The following is a 19,850-nucleotide window of genomic DNA, read 5'->3' on the forward strand; positions in this document are numbered from 1 at the left end:
TTAAAGTCTTATTGAAGTTGAGCATCCGATGAAGCAAGCATTTCCAGCATAGCCAGACTTTGGTATTGCTGATTGATTGCATTGACGCGTTTCAGTTGGTAATCCAGCAGAAGCTGTTGCGCGCGAAGTACTTCTGTAAAATCCCTTCCGCTACTGCTGTAGGCTGTCAGTAGGAGATTGATAGTTTGGTCGACAAGTTTCACCTGTTCCGTGTATAGTCGGATTTTCCGTTCGGCATCTTCCCAATCCCGAAAAGCATTGGCCCACTCCATGGTGAGCAGATTTTCTGTTTTTTGGCGGGTCAGGGAAGTAGCTTCTTTGAGGTATTCAGCTTCTTTGATTTTGGCGTTTGTTTTCTTCCGGTAGATAGGCAAGGTCATCGTCACCATCGGCATGACCATATTATCTCCACCCATCATCATTCCGTCCTCCAACCTTGGTTTGAATGGCATGTAATTTACTCCTGCACCAAGCATGGGCCGTCCGTCTAATTTTGCCATTCGCGCCTGTTGATCATATGCAGCCATTTCCGAGTCGTACATTGCTAGCATCGGGTTACTGGCTTTTATATTTTCCAGAACTTCAAGCTTTTCGTTATCCAAAATAGCGGGTGAAAGGGCGGCTGACAAAAGGATTTCTTCCCGGTTTTCCCGGTTGAGAAGCTGATTGAACTTGATCTGCAAAGGCTCCATATTGGCTTCCAACTGGGATAGATTGCTTTCCAACTCTTTCATTTCAATGCGAATCTGCAAGACATCACTCATACCCGAACCTGTGCCTGAAGAACCCATTCCATTGCTCATGGAATTTGCGGAGGTGGGCATTTGAGAAGTGGTTGCGCCCATTGAATTCATGGATGATGCTCCGGCAGAGCTGCTGCCTGAGGTGCTGGCGGTTTGATTGCTAGGAGTTGGTGCTGCACCTCCGGTAGTCGGTGCCGCGGCTTGATACTTAATCAATGCAAGACGTTCGTATTTCTTCAGGTATTCCAGATTTTCTTCGCTGATCCGAATTTCCTCATTCAGTCGGTGTAGCTCGTACCAAGTGGATTTGATTTGGAAGAATAACTGATTCTTTTCCTCTAAAAAGAGCTGATATTGAGCGAGTGCCATGTAATTGGCCTCTTCTTTTTGTGCGGAAAGCATTCCAAACCAGGGAAACATCTGCATCAACTGAATGTCTGCCTGCTGATTTCCCATAAATCGCTCCATGGGACGTAGGAAAAACCCTACCCGCAATTCGGGATCAGGCAGGGCAACTTGTCCGTTTCGCTCCATAAATGCCATATACCGTGAATAAGAGGCTTTTAATCCGGGGTTATTCTGGGCAGCTTGGATGAGGTAGTCATCGAGGGATTGAGCCTTTGCCTGATAGGTAAACAGTGAGAGGCAAAGAGGAAGTACTAAATAGAAAATTTGAAATTTGAAGTTTGAAATTTGAAATTTCAAGTCAGAAAGCTGAAGTGAGAAGGCTGAATTTTTGAATTTTTCCCACAGATTTTCACGGATAAAATCACAGACCTGACTGCCGTCAGGCAAGTTTCTCGCAGATTTTATTTGATTTACCGAAGTCTGTGCCTCCATAGACCATTTGTCAGGTGTCTTTTCCATAACGTCCGCCGTGGTCTGTGTCTCCACAGACCACTTATTTTCTGATTTTTTCTCCCGCAGATTTTCAAAGAAATACCCACTGATTTTCACAGATTTTTCCCTTGCCGTGGTTTGTGTCTTCGCAAACCACCCTTTTAAAAGAGTTATTGAAGACATTAACTGCGGCATGATCAATAACCAAACTCCGAAATCTGAAATCCGAAATCCGAAATCTTTTAATTTTTCCATAACCTTATGCGTTCGATTCCCCGGCAAAGACCTGGGAATTGTTTTTTAGTTTTCTTTCTGCCCACCAGCAATAGAGGGTCGGCACGATAAATACTGTGGTAATCTCCAAAACCATTCCTCCCAAAGAAGGAATCGCCATCGGAATCATAATATCCGATCCTCTTCCGGTGGAAGTGAAAATCGGAACCAAGGCAAGCATAGTGGTAGCAGTAGTCATCATACAGGGCAAAACTCTCCGTTTTCCTGCTTCCAATACCGAGTCACGGATTTCCTGAACAGTACTCGGCTTGTTCTCTTTAAAGCTTTGATCCAAATAAGAAGCCACTACAACACCATCATCGGTGGCAATTCCAAACAGGGCGATGAATCCCACCCAAACTGCCACGCTGAGATTGTAGACTTTCATCTGGAAAAGATCCCGAATATTGGCCCCGAAAAAGGAGAAATTCATAAACCAATCCTGGCCATAGAACCAGATCATCAGAAATCCTCCTGAGAAGGCCATTGCGATTCCGGTGAATACAAACAATGTGGTAGATACCGCTCTGAACTGGAAATAAAGTATCAGAAAGATCAGGATCAAACTCAGTGGAACGACTAAAGAAAGTCTTGATTCTGCGCGGATTTGATTTTCGTAGGAACCTGAAAAGGCAAAGCGAACGCCACTTGGGATTTTGAGCTCACCGGAGTCGATTTTTTCCTGTAAGTATCGTTGGGCGTCTTCCACCACAGTCACTTCAGCAAAGCCCGGCATTTTGTCCAAAAGCACATAACCAACTAGGAAGCTGTTTTCACCGCGAATCATATCAGGTCCGGGACGATAACTCACTTTAACCAATTGCCCCAATGGAATGTAACTTCCGACAGGAGTGGGGATCTGAAGGTTTTCAATGGCATAAGGATCATCTCTAAACTCCCGTGCATAGCGAACACGAATCGGGAAGCGCTCCCGGCCTTCGACAGTGGTACTGAGTTTCATTCCTCCAATAGCAGTCTCGATAAAGTCCTGAACATCTTTTACATTGAGTCCGTAGCGAGAAATTTGCTCCCGGTCAATGTCCAATTCGAGGTAGGGCTTACCAACAATCCGGTCTGCGAAAACTGCTTCCTTTTTGACCGAAGGAACTTCTTTGAGGTACTTTTCTAGCTGTAATCCAAAGCTTTCAATGGTCTGTAGATCAGGGCCATATACTTTTATTCCCATCGGTGCACGCATACCTGTTTGAAGCATGACGAGACGCGTTTCAATCGGTTGGAGTTTGGGAGAGGAGGTGACACCCGGCAAATTGATCACGCTGACGATCTCATTCCAGATATCATCCGGAGTTTTGATATGGGACCGCCATTGACGGAAATATTCCCCGTCCGGATCTACCACCAAGTCTTTAACCCGAATCTGATTGGGAGTCATGGTTTCGGGATCAAACAAGGAACCGTCCTTCAATTCGTAATTTCCATGCTTGTTGACTTTGAATCGAATTCGACTTCCATTGATGTCTGTGGCGTATTCGGTCTTGTAGTTGATGGTATTTTCAAACATGGACATCGGGGCAGGATCGATGGCAGTTTCTGCGCGACCCGCTTTTCCCACGACCATATCCACTTCAGGAATTGCTGTCACCATCATATCCAGCTTTTGCAAAACCTCCTTGTTTTCCTGAATACCGGAATGCGGCATTGTAGTCGGCATCAAAAGAAATGATCCTTCATTGAGCGAAGGCATAAACTCCTTGCCTAAACCCGGAAAGGTATGGGTCATCCCTGACCATAATCCAGTGGTTCGGATATTGACTCCTATCAGATCGAAGCTTTTTGGAATTATCCCAAAAACCCGGTTAAATCCTAACCAGACGCTTATTCCCAGTAGGATTACGACTATGGGGAAAAGCATAAATTTCATTTTATTGGCCAGACACCAGTTGAGAATTCGGGGATAAATCCGGATAAATCCGGCAAAGCCTCCCAAAACCAAAGTCAAGAGCAAAGCAATAAAAATGAAATTGGTCAAGGTGCTGACCGACACGCCTAAAGGCATCCATTCTTGTGTCAAAAGCAGGGTAACTGCCAACAGCGTAACGGCAATGATCAGAAAACTTTTTCGCTTTTCTACTTTTTCAGGATAGTGAAATGCTGCAGTATGCACCAAGCCATATCCAAATAGCAACCAACCCGCCCAAGACCATACTGTCATGGCGATGATTGGACCGATAATCAGCAGACCATAATTCAGGTAGCGCCCAATTTGTCCTCTTTGCTTTTTGATGGAAAAAATCCAATGTGAAAAAGCAGGCATGATCAGCAAGGTGAATATCACCGCTGAGATCAATGCAAATGTCTTGGTATAAGCCAAGGGGCCAAAAAGTTTTCCTTCCGCTGCCTGAAGGGTGAATACCGGTAAAAAACTGACTATGGTTGTACTGACGGCCGTGATAATTGCTCCGGATACTTCCGAAGTGGCCTGAAAGACCGTTTTGAGTTTGGTTTGACCGGAAGGAGCGGTTTCCAGATGGCGGAGAATATTTTCATTCAAAATAATCCCCAAATCCACCATGGTTCCGATGGCAATCGCGATGCCGGATAGCGCGACGATATTGGCATCCACACCGAAGTATTTCATAAAAATGAAACACATCAGCACCGCCATGGGAAGCAAAGCCGAAATCAACAAGGAGGCCCTCAGATTGTACACCATGACGATGATCACCAGAATTGTGATCAAAATCTGAAGACTGATTGCTTCATACAGTGTACCTAAAGTCTCATAAATCAGTCCTGTACGATCGTAGAAGGGTACGATCGTAACCTTTGAAACTGTTCCGTCTGCCAGGGTTTTGGAAGGAAGTCCTTGGGAAATTTTCTCGATTTCTGCTTTTACGCCTTCGATTACTTTCAAAGGATTGTCTCCGTAACGTGCGATGACCACACCACCAACTGCCTCGGCACCGGACTTGTCCAAAATACCGGACATATTTCGGGTCTGTGGGCCAATGTTGACCCGGGCAACATCCTGAATTCGAATCGGTACGTTGTCAGTGACTTTGACTACGGCTTTATCCAAATCTGAGAGTTCTTCGATATAGCCCAACCCGCGGATGAAATAATCGACTTTGTTTACTTCGATGGTGTTGGCAGAGACGTCCAAGTTGGACTTACGGACGGCTTCCATCACATCCATCAGCGTGACGCCGTTGGCTTTTAGGGCCCCCGGATCCACGTCAACTTGGTATTCTTTGACATATCCGCCTACGGAAGCGACTTCGGAAACTCCCTCCACAGCTGTGAGGGAATAGCGAACATAATAGTCTTGGATCGTTCGAAGCTCATGCAGATCCCATCCGCCCACGGGATTTCCATCCGGATCACGGCCTTCGAGGGTGTACCAATAGACCTGCCCTAAAGCTGTGGCATCAGGCCCAAGTTTGGGTTGAACTCCTTCGGGAAGTAGTCCAGCCGATAGCGAATTCAGCTTTTCGAGTACCCGGGATCTGCTCCAGTAAAACTCAATGTCTTCTTCGAAAATGATGTAGATACTGGAAAATCCGAAGGCGGAACTGGATCGGACGCTTTTTACTCCAGGAAGTCCCAAAAGGGAAGTAGTGAGCGGGTAGGTGATTTGGTCCTCCACATCCTGAGGTGACCGTCCCATCCATTCGGTGAAGACGATTTGTTGGTTTTCCCCGATATCCGGGATGGCGTCCACAGGAACAGGATCCCGCGGAAGAAAACTGACAGACCAATTGAAAGGTGCGGTAACGATTCCCCAGCCGATAATAAGCAGGAGGAAAAGTACTGTAACCAGTTTGTTTTCAAGGAAATACTTGACGATTTTGTTTAGCATAAATCACAAAGGTTAAATGCAGAAAATGAATCTAAAGCCGATTTGGCTTAAGTCAAACGCATGCAGGAAAACAGCCCTGCCAACCTTGGATTTAAATCAGAAATTGCTCAAAAAGGACGTGGAAGTCCTGAATAAGTGGGGGGGAGGTATAAAGTGTAAAAGTAGGTTGCTCAGTCTCAACATAATCCAAACCAAAAATAAAAACCTGGGTCAAGGCCACGGCAAAGACTACATTGAAAGAATAATGACTCTTTTTCAGCTGACCATCATCGTCCACTTGAAGGTGTTCTGTGATGTTTTCGCAGCAGGACTTAGGGTCTTTTTGGTCGTCCTGATCATTTTCACTGTGGTCCATTGGCATTGCCATTCCGCAATCCAGATGCTTCGGCGAAAAACCAATGTCACTTTTCATCGCATGGCCCATGCAAAAATGGGTCGTCTTCGCCATCCCAATGGAGGAGAATAGAACCAAAAAGGCTAAGGATATGGAGAAAATAGTTTTCACAGAATCAAAAGTAAGTAAAATTAATTTAAGTCTTCCGTATTAAGGCAAATCATATTATGACTTAATGATCAAGATCTTACCAGTAAGAAACAAGAACTGGAAAGCAAATAAGGGTTAAGCTTTGATGAAATTGATCCACACTAATCAGTGCCAAAATTAAGAAATTGATAACTTTTATGAATAGACGTAAAGATTTCAATTCAGTTTTCAAATTTATGTGAAAAAAGGGAGGCAAAGTGAGCGGCGAGACCCAAAAAGAGATACTAGATGTAAGATTCAAGACAAAAGCCACAGCTAAGACAGAGGAGAACCTACTTTAAATCATCGGAAATCCGGCTTTCTCAAAAGTCAAAGCAAAAAAAATTTGATCATTCACAATTAGCCACAATACCAATAATGAATTTGAAGAGTAACTGATAATTGCCGAAAGACGAAGTCCCCAGCCCACAGCTCGATTCATCGGACAACAAACCCCATTTTCTATGGATTTTCGGGTGTTGAAAGCGGATTTACAGATTAAAAAAATAGTAAAAATATACCTAAGGCAGGTAAGCAATAACTTATAGACATTAATACTTCAAACCTTAACAATTCAACACTAAACCCCCAACCACCATGTTTAACAGACGAGATTTTATCAAAGGACTAAGCCTGACCTCAATCGGATGGATAGGATTTGGAGATTCGGTTTTTGCCAACATTCAAAAAGAGGTAAAGCTTCAGAATTTACCTTCAGTGTTTTCCCCAATTCGAATCAGGGGAAGGGTATTGACAAATGGTCAGGGTCTTCGCGGCATTGCGGTTTCTGATGGAAGAATTGTAGTCCAGACCAACTCTTCAGGTGAATTTGAATTGATCTCAGGAACTGATCGTGAGTTTGTATTTGTATCGCTTCCTTCAGGCTATGAAATCCAAAAACAGGCAAATGGATCTGCTTCATTCTTTCAAAGGATCGATCACAGCAAGTCTGAACAAAATCTCAGTTTTGACTTGAAGAAATCTGTCAATTCGGATGAAAATCATCACTTTTTGGTGCTGGCAGATACACAAATTCAAAATGAATACGAAGTAAATCAACTGCTGACCGTGGCTGCTCCCGATGTACAGAAAACCATTGCTTCGCTTGATGACCCCAATATTTTCGGAATTGGCTGTGGAGATTTGGTTTATGACAAGCTGGAACTTTTCAAAGAATACAATCAGTCGATTCAAATGTATAATATCCCATTTTTTCAGGTGGTAGGTAATCATGATATGGACTTTGGCGGTCGGTCCGATGCGACCACCACAGGCACATTTAAAAGTCATTTTGGACCGACTTATTATTCCTGGAATCGGGGAGAGGTTCATTATGTTGTCTTGGATGATGTGTTTTATCTGGGCACAGGTACCAAATACATTGGACACATTCCGGAGGAGCAGTTGGCCTGGCTGGAACAGGATCTGAAACTGGTGGAAAAAGGAAAAACAGTAGTTGTGTCGCTTCACATTCCTAGCTATACCGGCGCGGTAACCCGCTATCCGGAACGGGACACACTGGGTGGCACGGTCAGCAATCGGGAACATTTATATCGGATGCTGGAAGGATACAATGCCCACTTAATGTCCGGTCACACACATTTCAATGACAACATGATCAGTGGACGTGTATTTGAACACTGTCATGGCACTGTCTGCGGGGCTTGGTGGTCAGGCCCGATCTGTTACGATGGTACGCCAAACGGATACGCCGTATATGAGTCCAAAGGATCCGAATTGCAATGGAAGTACAAAGGCACCGGCTTGGATATCAACGAGCAATTCAGGGTTTATCAGACAGGCTATCACAAAGACTTCCCCGATCAAATGTCACTGAATTGTTGGAACTACGATCCCGCTTGGGAAATCAGCTGGTTTGAGAATGGTATCAGAAAAGGAGCACCTGAAAAAAGACTAGCAGTAGATCCTTGGAGTACAGAGCTTCATTTGGGACCCGATTTACCTGCCCGCAGACAATGGGTGGAGCCCCAACTGAACGACCACATGTTCTTTTTTAAACCCGAGTCAAAAGAGAATTTGGTGGTTGAGGCCAAGGATCGATTTGGGAATGTGTATTCGAAGAGGGTGTAGGGAAAATGTATGTGGGGTGTTTGAAATTTGATATGGAAGTCGAAGGATTTCGATCATCAATAGCCCAGCTTTTTAAAGCTGGGTTATTGAATTGCCGAGTAAATTTAGCGCTGGCGTTGAAGGTTGATTTGGAAAAGAAAGATGATGCCAGCGCAATGGGATGGATTGTCGGAATAAAAATTCCACCCGCGTGAATTACGAAGTAAATATTGAGGCTTTCTGTAATTCTTGAGCAAGTTTATGGAGAGTACGCTCTATCTTTTTTGCTTGTTCTTCAGAAGGATTTTTTGCTCCAGATACATATTGTCTAAGGAGCCCTGGATTCATTCCGGCATGTTCTGCAACAGTAGAAATTTTCAGAAAGTCAAAACGTTGAAACAGCGAATAAATATCAAATTGATGTTCAAATTGAATATTGTCAGGATTTAACTCTTCAAAGTCAAACAAGAGAATTTTTATTTTCTCCTCAAGTTCCGGGATAGAGTTTGCAAAGTCTGTGATCAGGTTTCCATTATATTCAACCCGTCCCCATAGTACTTTACCCTCACCTCTCTCAATTATTAGGGGGATTTTAACGATTTCCATTTTACGATCTTTCTGTTTGTTCAATAAGTTTCAAATATTCTAACTGGGTTGTTTACTTAAGTCCGGCTTGCTTCAGAATTGAATTTAAAGTTCCTATCGGAATATCTCCTCCATGAATTGGGACAGTTACTTTTCCTTGTTTCTCGGGGTGGATCAACTGTAGATGACTACCCTTTTGGTCTTTTTTATACCAACCGTCTTTATGAAGCAACTTAAGCAACTCATTTACTTTCATGAATCTAAGGTAACAAAAATGCTACCATAATAATTTTTAATAGTAACTTTTTTGCTACTGTTTTTTGAATGACTGGGAGTAAAAAGCTTTAGCTTTTTTCTGCGCTCTCAAAAAGTTTGTCAGGAAAAAAGCGTAAATGGGAATTATCTTGTTCAACTACTTCCGAACTTATCTCTATTTTTTCTGTAGTAATTTTTTGTAATAAAATAGTTGTCCTAAGATTGAATCGTAGTGCCCCCCCAGTCTCTCTGCCGTGTTGCGTCTGGGGATTTCATTCTAATCATAATTCATGACCTCCTCGGCATCGACTTCCCTTTCCTATCATTATTTATGGGCCGAGGTTGAATATCATTTCTCTTTTTTACACCTGGGATTAAAATCCCAGGCTACCCACCTAGCGTACCTACGGCACGCTTTTTTTATTGCAACAACTACCGCACACATCCAGAATTCAACCCCAAACCTCCATTTTCTGGTGAGTCTTGCTATGTCACTTTTTGCGAGAATGCTTTCAAGACCAGAATGTCATGGATAGAAGCTAGAATAGGAGGGCGCGTGAGGCCGACGCAAAAGCGGGCCGGCGTTTGGGTCTGCGCGGAGAAGCTTTTTTGCGTCTTGATTTTTTCGTTCTTTTTCATCAAGGAAAAAGAACAAGAAGAAAATATAAACCTATGATATCTCTGACGGAATTTTTATTCGGAATAAAAGCTTGGTAAAGGAGGGATGGTCAAATGGTTCAAATCCAGGAAAACCCCTTCTCCCAATTTCCTGTATATTCCTCTTGTGAAAACCCTATTTATTAATTGTTTCTTAATCCTCTTTTTCGCTGGAAATACTTTTGCCCAAAAAGTAGTCATCAACCTCGATCCCAAAGGAATAAGCCCCAAAGAAACCGAATACCGAGTCTTGGAAGTCTTGGATCATCGGATTCAGAAGGCTGCCATTGGTGAAGTATTTAATCAGACAGCACAAAAATCACCGGTATCAATTAATGGTAATCTGGAACAAGTAGCAACCCGATTTTTTACCAAAATCACCAATCCGAAAGACTCTGCACAGCTGATTCAGATCAGGATTTTTGAGTTGGAATTGAAAGAGAGTTTTGATCGGGAGCAGCGATTGTATCAGGGTGATGTGCAGTTGGCGCTGGGGTTCTATGTCAAGGGAAGCGGTGAACCTGAACACTTGCTGGACTATTTGGGAACGACGCAATACCGTCGATCTGACTTCCGCATGGATCGGGTAGAAGAGATTGTCAATAAATTATTTCAAAATAGTCTGGAATACTTTGACAACTGGTACAAATCCCAAAACATGAGCAACAGGGCCTTAGCCAAATCTATCCGCTTGGATATCATCGAGCCAAACCTGGTTTCCACGCCGGATAAGGTCTATTATGAACCATCTAGATCATTGACTTGGGAGGATTTCAAAGCGAGGCCCAGCTCATTAAGTAAGAACAACGCAACGATTTTCGCCAGTTTTTCTGTGCAAGGTATATCATTAATGGACGCCGGTTCGGTGGTGCAAAACCTCGAAATCAGCGTGTACATGCTGCCTTATCAGTCTTGGGTTAAAGATCCAAGTGCATATGGCCTTAACCACGAACAGCGGCATTTTGACGTAGTCAGGGTTGTGGCGGATCGACTGATCCACAAGCTGAAAACAACGAACTTGGATTTGGACTTTTATCAGGCTAGAATCACTGAAGCCTATCTCGATGCCTATCGGGAAATGAACCGCTTACAGGAATTCTACGACAAACAAACCCAAAACGGCATCAACACTACCGAACAGGAAAAGTGGAACCAATGGATCGACGAAGCCTTAGCAGGAGATTGGAAGTGGATAGAGGAGTTGTTGGGGAGTGGGAGGAGGTGAGGGTTGCACTCCTATCAATAGCCTAGCTTTTTAAAGCTGGGTTAAAGAATCGCTGGGTATAATCAGCTATGCACCAGTAAGTTTATTTGTATTGAAGAGTTAAAGCCAGCGCAGAGGAATGGGGTGTCGGATTATAAATCCTAGGGTAGGACCTCGAAATTGTTCCCTTTAAAACTATCTTGAATTAAGGAGCCCAGTGCTGAAAGCACGCCCTTTAATAGCCCAGCTTTTCAAATCTGGGTAAAATGATACTCCGAGTAGATCATGCGCTGGCGCTGTAAGTTAATTTGAGAAAGAATGCTATTGCCAGCGCAATGGAAAGGGGTTTAAGAATTTTATTCCTTTATCTTGGTTTTGAGAGTTAAAAAAAAGCAGTCCGAAGACTGCATATAAGTAGCTTCAAGTTTGAAAATTTGAACCATTCAAACGCAGGAGCAACCATTTACGACCTCGCCTTTTTCTTGCCTTTATTGATTTGGGTCACGGAACCGTCGGGATGGGTGATCGTTCGGGCTCCTCGGTTTTTGATGGTGAGCGTGTGAGTTCCAGAACTTGGATTCACCAGCACTTGATGGGTTTTGCCGTTACTGATGAGAACGGTGTGGGTTCCATTTGGATTTACAATCACCTTGGTATTTCCATGGTCAATCACTTGAGAGTGAGTGCCGTCATGATTGATGATTGTTTTGTTGGCATCCGAACCTACCAATATAGAATGAGTCCCATCGGGATTAACTACGACCTTGTGATTACCATTATCATGAACCACAGAATGCGTTCCATTAGGGTTAACAATCACCGTCTGTGCATACAAGCCAGAACTAAGCAGCGCTAAACAAAATATCAATAAGATTCTCATGGTTTGTTTTACTGGATAAATGGGGGAAAGGTTTGGGATGTTTCGTTGATATTCTGGTGATGTGACTATCGTTAAGGAATTACAAATTCCAAAGGATATATAAGCGTGGTTTCAAACTACGCTTAGGCCGGGTAGACTACACCTAGCGGGGCGGAAGGAGTGGAGTTTTCATCCTCTAAGCCACGACCTCCTGGTACAAATACTGCTGAAATTCAATAAAGAGCTTTCGGACCTCTCCGGCATTTCCCAAAACGCTAAGTCCGTCGGGCAAACTCTGATACTTATTTTCAATCAGGGTTTTGAGTTTGGAATCGTCCAATTCGTCAATGCCTGCTTCCACATATTTTTCCAACACAAAATCAATAAAGTCCTTTTTGTTGGCAGTCAATAGTGGAATGATAGATTCCTGAGCTAGTTTTGCACGCTCTTCCCGTGATTTGGCAATGTAATCCCCATTGAACACATATTCCAAGACATCAAAAAGGTCACTCTTTTCCATATTGACCAGCTTCTGCAAGGTGATCAAATCACTCTTTGGAAAACCCAATTCATCCAGTTTTTCCAGAAAAGTCCTGCGGGTAACCGGGTTTCCCCAGATCGATCGCAATTCCTCCTCATTTTGAAAAAGCTTGGGGAATTCTCCGAATAGGTCATTTAAAAACTCCTCAGCGGAAATTGGTTTCCCATCAGCACTCCAAAAAGAAGTGGACATCATGTGCTGGATTTCTCGTTCTTTTCCTCTGGCCAGCTTGATTTTGACCTTTTTAGGTTTCTTCTCACAGCCACAGGGAGATTCACCGCAGACGATACAGGGCGCAGGTGGTTCTTTAACGCATTCACAGACTGGGTGTCCACAATCCCGACATGGAATCGGAGGTTCGGGATCGCTGATGATCTCCGTAGGTTCGGCGGGGTCTCCATCCCATTCCGGGTCGGCAAAGTGATGGTAGGCATTCACATAGTCATAGATGGTGAAAAAGTCATTTCCATCATAAACCCTCGTGCCACGACCCACGATTTGCTTGAATTCAATCATGGAATTCACCGGCCGGAGAAGCACAATATTTCGAACATTACGGGCATCCACTCCCGTGGAAAGTTTCTGCGAGGTGGTCAGTATCGTGGGAATGGTCTTTTCATTGTCCTGAAATTCCCGCAATTGACGCTCTCCTTCTTCTCCGTCATTTGCCGTCACCCGGACACAATAGAACGGATCTTTGGTTTTGCTTTCCTGATTGATCAGATCGCGGATCAATGCCGCATGTGCCTGATTGGCGCAAAAAACAATCGCTTTTTCTTTTGGTCCACAGTCAGTAAGATTTGGACTCGTCTTTTTTCCCGCTCTACGATCTCGATGGTCCGATTAAATTCCTTTTCCTCATATCGCTTTCCTGCTTCGATTTCACCTTCCAGCAATTCGTCGTCCGAAGTGTAGATGTAATCATCCAGCGTGGTCTGAACCCGCTTTACCTTAAATGGAGTCAAAAAACCATCGTTGATTCCCTCTTTCAGGGAATAGACATAGATCGGCTCTCCAAAATACCGATAGGTGTCCACATTGTCTTTGCGCTTGGGCGTGGCTGTCAGTCCCAATTGAACTGCCGGAGCAAAATACTCCAGAATCGCCCGCCAATTGCTCTCATCCTGTGCTCCGCCGCGGTGACACTCATCGATGATGATCAGGTCAAAATAATCCGGTGGATATTCTCCAAAGTAGGGTGCCGGTTTGCCCTCTTTGTCAGTACCTGACATAAAAGTCTGGAAGATGGTAAAGAACAAACTCCCATTGGTGGGTACTCTTCCGTTTTTCTTAATGGCATCTGGCTTGATTCTGACCAAGGCATCCTCCGGAAAAGCAGAAAAGGAATTGTAGGCCTGATTGGCCAATATATTCCGATCTGCCAAAAACAACACCCGCGGTCTTCTGCTGGCTTGATCGGGAGATGTATTTCGGTCCTGCAGATTCCAGCGAGTTTGGAAAATCTTCCATGCTATCTGAAAGGAAATGGCTGTCTTCCCGGTGCCTGTGGCCAAAGTCAGCAATACTCGGTCTTTTTGCTTGGCCAAAGCTTCCAAGGTCTTAGCCACTGCAATTTCCTGATAGTATCGAAGCTCCCAAGAACCGGATTTGTCTTCGAAAGGAACCGACGCAAATCGTGCTCTCCATTCTTCTGAAAAGTCTTCCTGCTCTTCAGCAAGCTTTACAGGAAAGGTCTTTTCCCAAAGCTGCTCGGGATTCAAAAAATCATCCACCAATCCTTCCGCTCCGGTCTCCATGCAGATTTGGTAGATCTGTCGTCCATTGGTGGAATAGGTGGTTTGCAGCTTGAGTTTATCAGCGTATTGCTTGGCTTGCATGACGCCCTCACCAACTTCCTGTATTGCGCTTTTTGCTTCAATTACAGCCAGTTTGGTGCCTTTGTAGACTAGGACATAATCTGCGATTTGTTTTTTGCCTCGCCCGCCTACCTGGATCTTTCCTGCGGTGATCTGGTACTCTCGCAGGACCTTGGAGCCCTCGACCATGCCCCAGCCAGCTTCTCTGAGCTTGGGGTCGATGAGTTCGGCGCGGGTTTCGGATTCGTTCATTTTTATAATTTTAAAAAAAGTGGGACACTTGGGACTCGTGGAACAGAGTCCCAAGTGTCCCACTAGTCTCACAAAATACTATTACTTTTTCTTATTTCTTTCCTCAATTCTCGCTCTGGTCATCCGTTCTCTCAATCCGCCTTCTTTTACGAAGGCGATCTCCAACTGCTTGATCTGCTGTTTCAGCAGATAGGTGCAGATCCGGATCAGCGTAATCATCGTATTCGCGCAGATCTCCGGTTCCTCGTGCTCGATGGCTTTCTGGAAGGTCTCGTAAGTAGGAGTGGGGGTGCTTTTGTTCAGCTCGCGAACGCGAGCCACGAGGCGGTGATTCTTGTCCCAGATGGGAAGCTTGCGGGTTCTGAGGAAGTCCTCGTAGTCGATCTGCAGCTCTTCCAAACTGGCCCGCGCCACATTCGTGAGCTTGATTTCCATTTCCTTGGAGGTGGCAGAGGCCATGCTACCCTCGGCGATATTCTGCTTGCCGCTGCGGGCGGCCTGTACCATCTGACCGACTGTCCTGTCGTATTTATTGAAAAAGCGATTCGTGAAATATACCGTCCCATCATAGATAATCTCGGACTTCTGATAGCTAAACAGCTGCCGATACCCTCCATGAGCTGGGATAAATCCTTCGGTATTTTTCTCTAATTCATTCATTGAACTGCTTGCTCTTCTTTACCGAGTAAATGGATTAAAAATAGATGGTTAAGACAATTCCCTTCTCCAATTCTCAATCCGCTTTTCCAGTTCATGAATAGGAAGTCGGGGATTGATAACTTTCAACTTATCTAAAATACTAACACATTCGGAAATACTTCGAATACCCTGATCTTTTATTAGATCAATCAAATAAATTATCCCTCTTACCTCTATTCCCTCAGCTGATGCTTTTCTTCTTAATCTTCCGTCACCAGTTATTAAAATTCCCCCTTGGATTCTTGCATGGTGCCAAACTGAGCAATCTTCAAAACTCAATCCGGGGTTTGCTTCCATTAAATCTGAAATAGTAGCGATGGCATCAGAATCAGAAGTACAAATTCGAAGTCTATCATTCTGAAAAAGGTCTTTTTGAAATTCCTCTAATTCCTCCAAGACAAAGTCTGTAGTACACAACTCCACATTCAATTGAAAAAATGCTTCAACGCAGTCTAAATGAACCAAGTCAATCAAAATATTTGCATCATTTAAAAAAATCCTCATGAATTACACGGGTTGAAGGTATTGAGTTTTAAGCTCTGATAAACTGAGTTCCAACAAGGAACTTGCCTTACTGTGGGAAATATTTTCCTGCGATAAAGCCCTCAAAACCAAGTTTTCAAATCGACTGGACTGCTCGCTTCCCTGGTATCTGGATAGTTCGATTTTGGATTTGAATTTCGAATCCATCCGTAACGAGATAAAAAAGTCCTTCACATGATTTTTGGAAATAATGCCGCACTCACCCAGTTTATAGACTATTGCTGAAATACTGGTTCCGTATTTCTCCTGAACATTGATTATTTCTTCCAAAAAGATTTCCTTTCTGGATGAACCCAGTTCCATTTTTAAATTTTCTTCCGAAAGGAGCATCTCTGAGGCAAATTCATTGCAGCATTTTTCATGCTCTTTTTCGGATAGTGCATTCAAATTGAGCACAATATGACCCAATTCATGGAATAGGGTAAATCTCTTCCTTTCTACCGGAGAATCCTTGGAAATCACAATCATGGGGTACTTTTGATCCACCCAAGTGGCGAGACCGTCAAACTCTCCAGTGTGATCGGTTACCTCAATTACTTTGATTCGTTTTTCCTCAAATAAGTCCACGGCGTTATAGATGGCATCAAAACCGATCCTCCATGCTTCTTTCAATTTCGAGGCTGCTTTTTTAGCATCCGAGCGAGTCTGAATAGGAAAGTTTACCAATGGATTTTCGAAGCCATGGGAAATTCCAAGCAAGTCTTCGATCAAGAGGTAATTTTCTATTTTGGTCCTGATTTCTTCCTTAAGGGCAAGCTCTCGTTTTCCCTTTAATTTGATTCGCTTTCGAAAACTGATTTCCCCAATTTCGTATTCAGGTTTTCGGAATAACTGGTCCACCTTTACTTTTAGGATTCTGGAAAGCTCGATGAGTTTGTCCGAGGCTGGAGTGCTCAAGCCCTTTTCATATTTACTGATCATTTGCTTGCTCAACCCTACTTGATCAGCCAATTGCTGAAGGCTTAAACCGCTCTTGAGGCGAGCATTTTTTAATCGAAAGGCTAAATTTGCAGACATAGATAAATTGGGTTTCGGTTGACAAATGTAAATAAATGTACACAATTGTCAACCGAATGTCAATCGATTAGTTTGAAATCATTTAGTTAATCCTGTTGAAAATCAGAAAGTCCGACAATGCTCAGAAAAGGGTGTAGATTAGCTGAACTCATACCTCAACCTCCCTTCCTGTCAACGCCCCGCTAAACGCCTTCTGTAGGATACTCTTCTTCAACTCCTCCAAATCAGCGATCTTTTTCTGATACAGCGCTTCCAACTTCTGCGTCTCGGCACGCAGGTTTTCAGCTTTTTCTATGATTTCCTTTTGTTCAGCAACAGGTGGAACAGGAATCAAATAATCTTTAATCATTGGAACAGTTAATTGTGGGATGGCACTTCCACTGCGCTGAATTACTAAATTGTCTATTGTATATTTTAAAAATTCAGTTGAAATCTGTTTCCTATCTGGAATGCAAACAATTAGTCTTACAATCGGCAAAAATGATTCGTTTCTAAATTCTGTATGTCCTGTTCCGCTTCCCCTTGCAGCTATTGTAACACAAGGTTTAGTAACTCTTGCAAAATCTGTATAACCGTAAAGCCCTCTGTTTTTTACAGCATTTGCGTAAATAGGGATATTGTGGTTTTCTTTAGGTTCTAAAGAATAGTTGTTTTTAGGAGCATCACCGCCTGCAAATATTTCATCACAAACCACTTCAATTGTTTTCCTTTCCCAATCCCCATTCTCAAACACCTCCTGCAAATAGCTTTCAAAGAGTTCCTTGGCGTTTTTGAGGTTTTGTTCGGCATTGGCTTTTGCCTTGGCTATCGCCGCAAAGGCTTCATCCAAGATGGAAACAATGCGTTGTTGTTCGGGGATAGGGGGAAGTGGGATTTCTATTGCCTCAATTTGTTTTGAGGATATATGCTTTACAGTTGCGTAAGCAGTTACGTCTTCAATTGCTTTGAGATATTTATTTATTCCATAGAAAAGAAATCTAGGATGGAGTTTATTACTAAACTCTTGTAAACGGCAAACCCGCTGGTTTAATAAAGCTATATCCCCTTTCCATTCATGACAGCCAAATTCACCGTCCATTCCTATTAGAAAATCGCCAGCTTTTACTTCATATTTTTTATCATATGGTCCATTAAACTTGGTCTCTGTTCTAATTCCGTTTTTAATGTCCCTAATCCTAATCAATGGGGTCCCTGTTTCAAAAGAGAAAAGCTTTGAATTAAAGGCATATCCGTTTTGAACTTTCAAAACTTGTCCCAACTTCTTTATTTCCCAGCCTTCCTTCATATCAATTCCAAAATTGAGTTCATAATTTTCTCCACTGATGTTTTCTCCAACTTAGAAAAAGCAAACCACTTCCTTCCCAAATCTTTAAGCGAAGCGCCCAAGTGATAGACTTCCTGTCCGTCGATAATCAAAAAGCGGTCGTGGCTTTGGCTAAAGGCTTTTAGTTCAAAATGGCCATATTGTTGGTTGGCTTTCTCCACATCCAATCTCAATCCTGTCGAAGGGCTTTTGGAAAGTAGAAGCACCTTGACTCCCTTTTCTTTTTTGGCCAAATGGGTGAGGGTTTTCTCATCGATATAGTTATCAATCAAGACAATACTTTCCTTGGCAGATCGGATAATTTGTGAAGCCAATTCATAGGCATCAAATACCTGCCCGTCGAAAAAAACGCCTTGGGTCGGAATGCGGTGTGTTTTGATCTGAAGGTCTATTTGCTCCACTTTGGTTTTGAGGTTTTCCAGGTGGTCCTCCAGGCGATTCATCCGGTTGTTGATGGAGTAGCCTTTGAGAAGATAATCTTTCAGCACTCGTGTGGCCCAAATTCGGAATTGGGTGCCTTGTCTCGATTTTACCCGATAACCAACCGATATGATGACATCGAGGTTGTAGAATTTTGTTTTGTATCGTTTGCCGTCTTTGGCAGTTGTCAAGGATACCTTGACAACTGAATCGGACTCCAATTCACTTTCTTTGAAACAGTTATTGATGTGCAAACTGATATTTTGCTTGGTTTGGTCAAACAGCGCTGCCATTTGCGCTTGGGTAAGCCAGACGGTTTCGTCCGCGATCATTACCTCGATACGCTCGGCTTCTTCATTAGGATGATAGAGGATGATTTCGTTCTTCATCTTCAAATCAGATTTTTAATCGACTCTAGTATCTCCGCACTTTCTTCGTCCAAGACTTTCATTTCTTCCAAGATGGCTTGTGGGGTGCGAAGGGCAGCTTCCTCTTTTTTGTTGGGATTTTTGACGCTGAGGTCGTAGGTAGGTTGTCCTTTCTCGACTCCGCTCGAAATGACATCTTGGATGTTGACGGACCATGAATTGGAACTTTCAGCAAAAGTTTTCTGCAATTCCACAAATTCCGCCAAGTCGTTTTCATTGAGCGGATTGGTCTTGCCCAGGTTGCGGTCGAGGTTGAGCGAGTAGAACCAGACGTTTTGGGTGGGTTTGCCTTTTTCGAAGAAGAGGACGACGGTCTTGACGCCTGCACCGGTGAAGGTTCCTCCCGGAAGATCCAAAACAGTATGCAGGTTGCAGTTTTCCAAGATTTGCTTTCGCAGGGCGACGGAAGCATTGTCTGTATTGCTCAGGAAGGTGTTTTTGATCACGATCCCGGCCCGACCTCCTGCCCGCAGGATTTTGATAAAGTGCTGCAGGAAGAGTGAGGCTGTCTCGCCCGTGCGGATGGGGAAGTTTTCCTGCACCTCGGCACGTTCCTTTCCGCCAAAGGGCGGATTGGCAAGCACCACGTCGTAGCGGTCTTTTTCCTGAATATCGGACAGGTTTTCCGCCAAGGTATTGGTATGGATGATATTGGGCGCTTCGACCCCATGCAGGCATTGGCGTTAACTTAAGGCTTATACCCCTATTAGAGAGATAGTTCCTCTCTTATTTTTTAGCCTTCTTCTTCAGAAATGATTCTTTTTTAATTACCCTTTTCAAAACAAAGGTATTCCTGTCCTCTATCTCCCATTCCAATTCTTCTGCTTTTTCTATATCACAAGACTCTGCCAGAGCCGCAGGAAAATTGATATAATAGGAACTGGTTTTTCCTCTTTCAACTCTTTGAATTTTAACTTTATAGCCCATATTTTTTATGATTTTATAATAGTATATTTACTATTATAAATGTAAAACAAAAT

16 protein-coding genes and 1 pseudogene are annotated in these 19,850 nt (G+C 43.4%); 3 read left to right on the forward strand and 14 right to left on the reverse strand.

Annotated elements, in window-relative coordinates:
• Positions 1–8: 8 nt before the first annotated feature.
• From BLQ81_RS10335 to BLQ81_RS23100, 3 genes are all read right to left on the reverse strand, one after another.
• Complete coding sequence (locus BLQ81_RS10335; protein ID WP_092729876.1) at positions 9–1,838, reverse strand: TolC family protein; 1,830 nt, start codon at positions 1,836–1,838, stop codon at positions 9–11.
• 4 nt (positions 1,839–1,842) lie between these two features.
• A complete protein-coding gene (locus BLQ81_RS10340) occupies positions 1,843–5,676 on the reverse strand; it encodes an efflux RND transporter permease subunit (protein ID WP_092729877.1) in 3,834 nt (1,277 codons plus the stop codon).
• Between the two features lie 91 nt (positions 5,677–5,767).
• A complete protein-coding gene (locus BLQ81_RS23100; RefSeq protein WP_407640243.1) occupies positions 5,768–6,124 on the reverse strand; it encodes an HYC_CC_PP family protein in 357 nt (118 codons plus the stop codon).
• Between the two features lie 672 nt (positions 6,125–6,796).
• Here BLQ81_RS23100 and BLQ81_RS10350 point away from each other — a divergent pair.
• Complete coding sequence (locus BLQ81_RS10350) at positions 6,797–8,290, forward strand: calcineurin-like phosphoesterase C-terminal domain-containing protein (protein ID WP_092729879.1); 1,494 nt, start codon at positions 6,797–6,799, stop codon at positions 8,288–8,290.
• Positions 8,291–8,322: 32 nt separating this feature from the next.
• Positions 8,323–8,484, forward strand: coding sequence for a hypothetical protein (locus BLQ81_RS22255; RefSeq protein WP_175454210.1), 162 nt, complete (start codon positions 8,323–8,325; stop codon positions 8,482–8,484).
• 1 nt (position 8,485) lies between these two features.
• Here BLQ81_RS22255 and BLQ81_RS10360 read toward each other — a convergent pair whose 3' ends face one another.
• Together BLQ81_RS10360 and BLQ81_RS10365 are read right to left on the reverse strand one after the other, a co-directional pair.
• Positions 8,486–8,875 (reverse strand): helix-turn-helix domain-containing protein, encoded by a 390-nt coding sequence (locus tag BLQ81_RS10360; protein ID WP_092729881.1) that lies wholly within the window; start codon positions 8,873–8,875, stop codon positions 8,486–8,488.
• Between the two features lie 52 nt (positions 8,876–8,927).
• Positions 8,928–9,110, reverse strand: a complete 183-nt coding sequence (locus BLQ81_RS10365; protein ID WP_092729882.1) for a type II toxin-antitoxin system HicA family toxin — start codon at positions 9,108–9,110, stop codon at positions 8,928–8,930.
• A gap of 783 nt (positions 9,111–9,893) precedes the next feature.
• Between BLQ81_RS10365 and BLQ81_RS10370 the strand changes: the two genes are divergently transcribed.
• Positions 9,894–10,991, forward strand: coding sequence for a hypothetical protein (locus BLQ81_RS10370; protein WP_139183608.1), 1,098 nt, complete (start codon positions 9,894–9,896; stop codon positions 10,989–10,991).
• 442 nt (positions 10,992–11,433) lie between these two features.
• On the opposite strand, the gene BLQ81_RS10375 is transcribed toward BLQ81_RS10370, so the two are convergent.
• The 9 genes and pseudogenes from BLQ81_RS10375 to BLQ81_RS10415 all read right to left on the reverse strand — a co-directional run bounded on the left by BLQ81_RS10375 (position 11,434) and on the right by BLQ81_RS10415 (position 19,797).
• Positions 11,434–11,850, reverse strand: coding sequence for a hypothetical protein (locus BLQ81_RS10375; RefSeq protein ID WP_139183609.1), 417 nt, complete (start codon positions 11,848–11,850; stop codon positions 11,434–11,436).
• A 175-nt stretch (positions 11,851–12,025) separates the two neighbouring features.
• Positions 12,026–14,439, reverse strand: a pseudogene (hsdR, locus tag BLQ81_RS23105) (EcoAI/FtnUII family type I restriction enzme subunit R).
• Positions 14,440–14,520: 81 nt separating this feature from the next.
• Entirely contained in the window at positions 14,521–15,099 is a 579-nt protein-coding gene (locus BLQ81_RS10385; RefSeq protein WP_092729885.1) for a four helix bundle suffix domain-containing protein, read from the reverse strand.
• A gap of 48 nt (positions 15,100–15,147) precedes the next feature.
• Positions 15,148–15,642, reverse strand: coding sequence for a PIN domain-containing protein (locus BLQ81_RS10390; RefSeq protein ID WP_092729886.1), 495 nt, complete (start codon positions 15,640–15,642; stop codon positions 15,148–15,150).
• 3 nt (positions 15,643–15,645) lie between these two features.
• Positions 15,646–16,698: a helix-turn-helix domain-containing protein gene (locus BLQ81_RS10395; protein WP_092729887.1), complete on the reverse strand. Its 1,053-nt coding sequence runs from the start codon at positions 16,696–16,698 to the stop codon at positions 15,646–15,648.
• A gap of 148 nt (positions 16,699–16,846) precedes the next feature.
• The gene (locus BLQ81_RS10400) at positions 16,847–17,983 is read right to left on the reverse strand and encodes a restriction endonuclease subunit S (RefSeq protein ID WP_092729888.1); all 1,137 of its coding nucleotides are present in this window, start codon (positions 17,981–17,983) and stop codon (positions 16,847–16,849) included.
• Positions 17,980–18,831 (reverse strand): RhuM family protein, encoded by an 852-nt coding sequence (gene rhuM, locus BLQ81_RS10405; protein WP_175454211.1) that lies wholly within the window; start codon positions 18,829–18,831, stop codon positions 17,980–17,982. Before rhuM ends, BLQ81_RS10400 begins: the two co-directional genes overlap by 4 nt.
• A 2-nt stretch (positions 18,832–18,833) precedes the next feature.
• Complete coding sequence (locus BLQ81_RS10410) at positions 18,834–19,544, reverse strand: HsdM family class I SAM-dependent methyltransferase (RefSeq protein WP_262481052.1); 711 nt, start codon at positions 19,542–19,544, stop codon at positions 18,834–18,836.
• 52 nt (positions 19,545–19,596) lie between these two features.
• Positions 19,597–19,797, reverse strand: coding sequence for a hypothetical protein (locus BLQ81_RS10415; protein WP_092728614.1), 201 nt, complete (start codon positions 19,795–19,797; stop codon positions 19,597–19,599).
• Positions 19,798–19,850 lie beyond the last annotated feature (53 nt).

It is taken from the genome of Algoriphagus alkaliphilus, from assembly GCF_900103735.1.
GTDB lineage: Bacteria > Bacteroidota > Bacteroidia > Cytophagales > Cyclobacteriaceae > Algoriphagus > Algoriphagus alkaliphilus.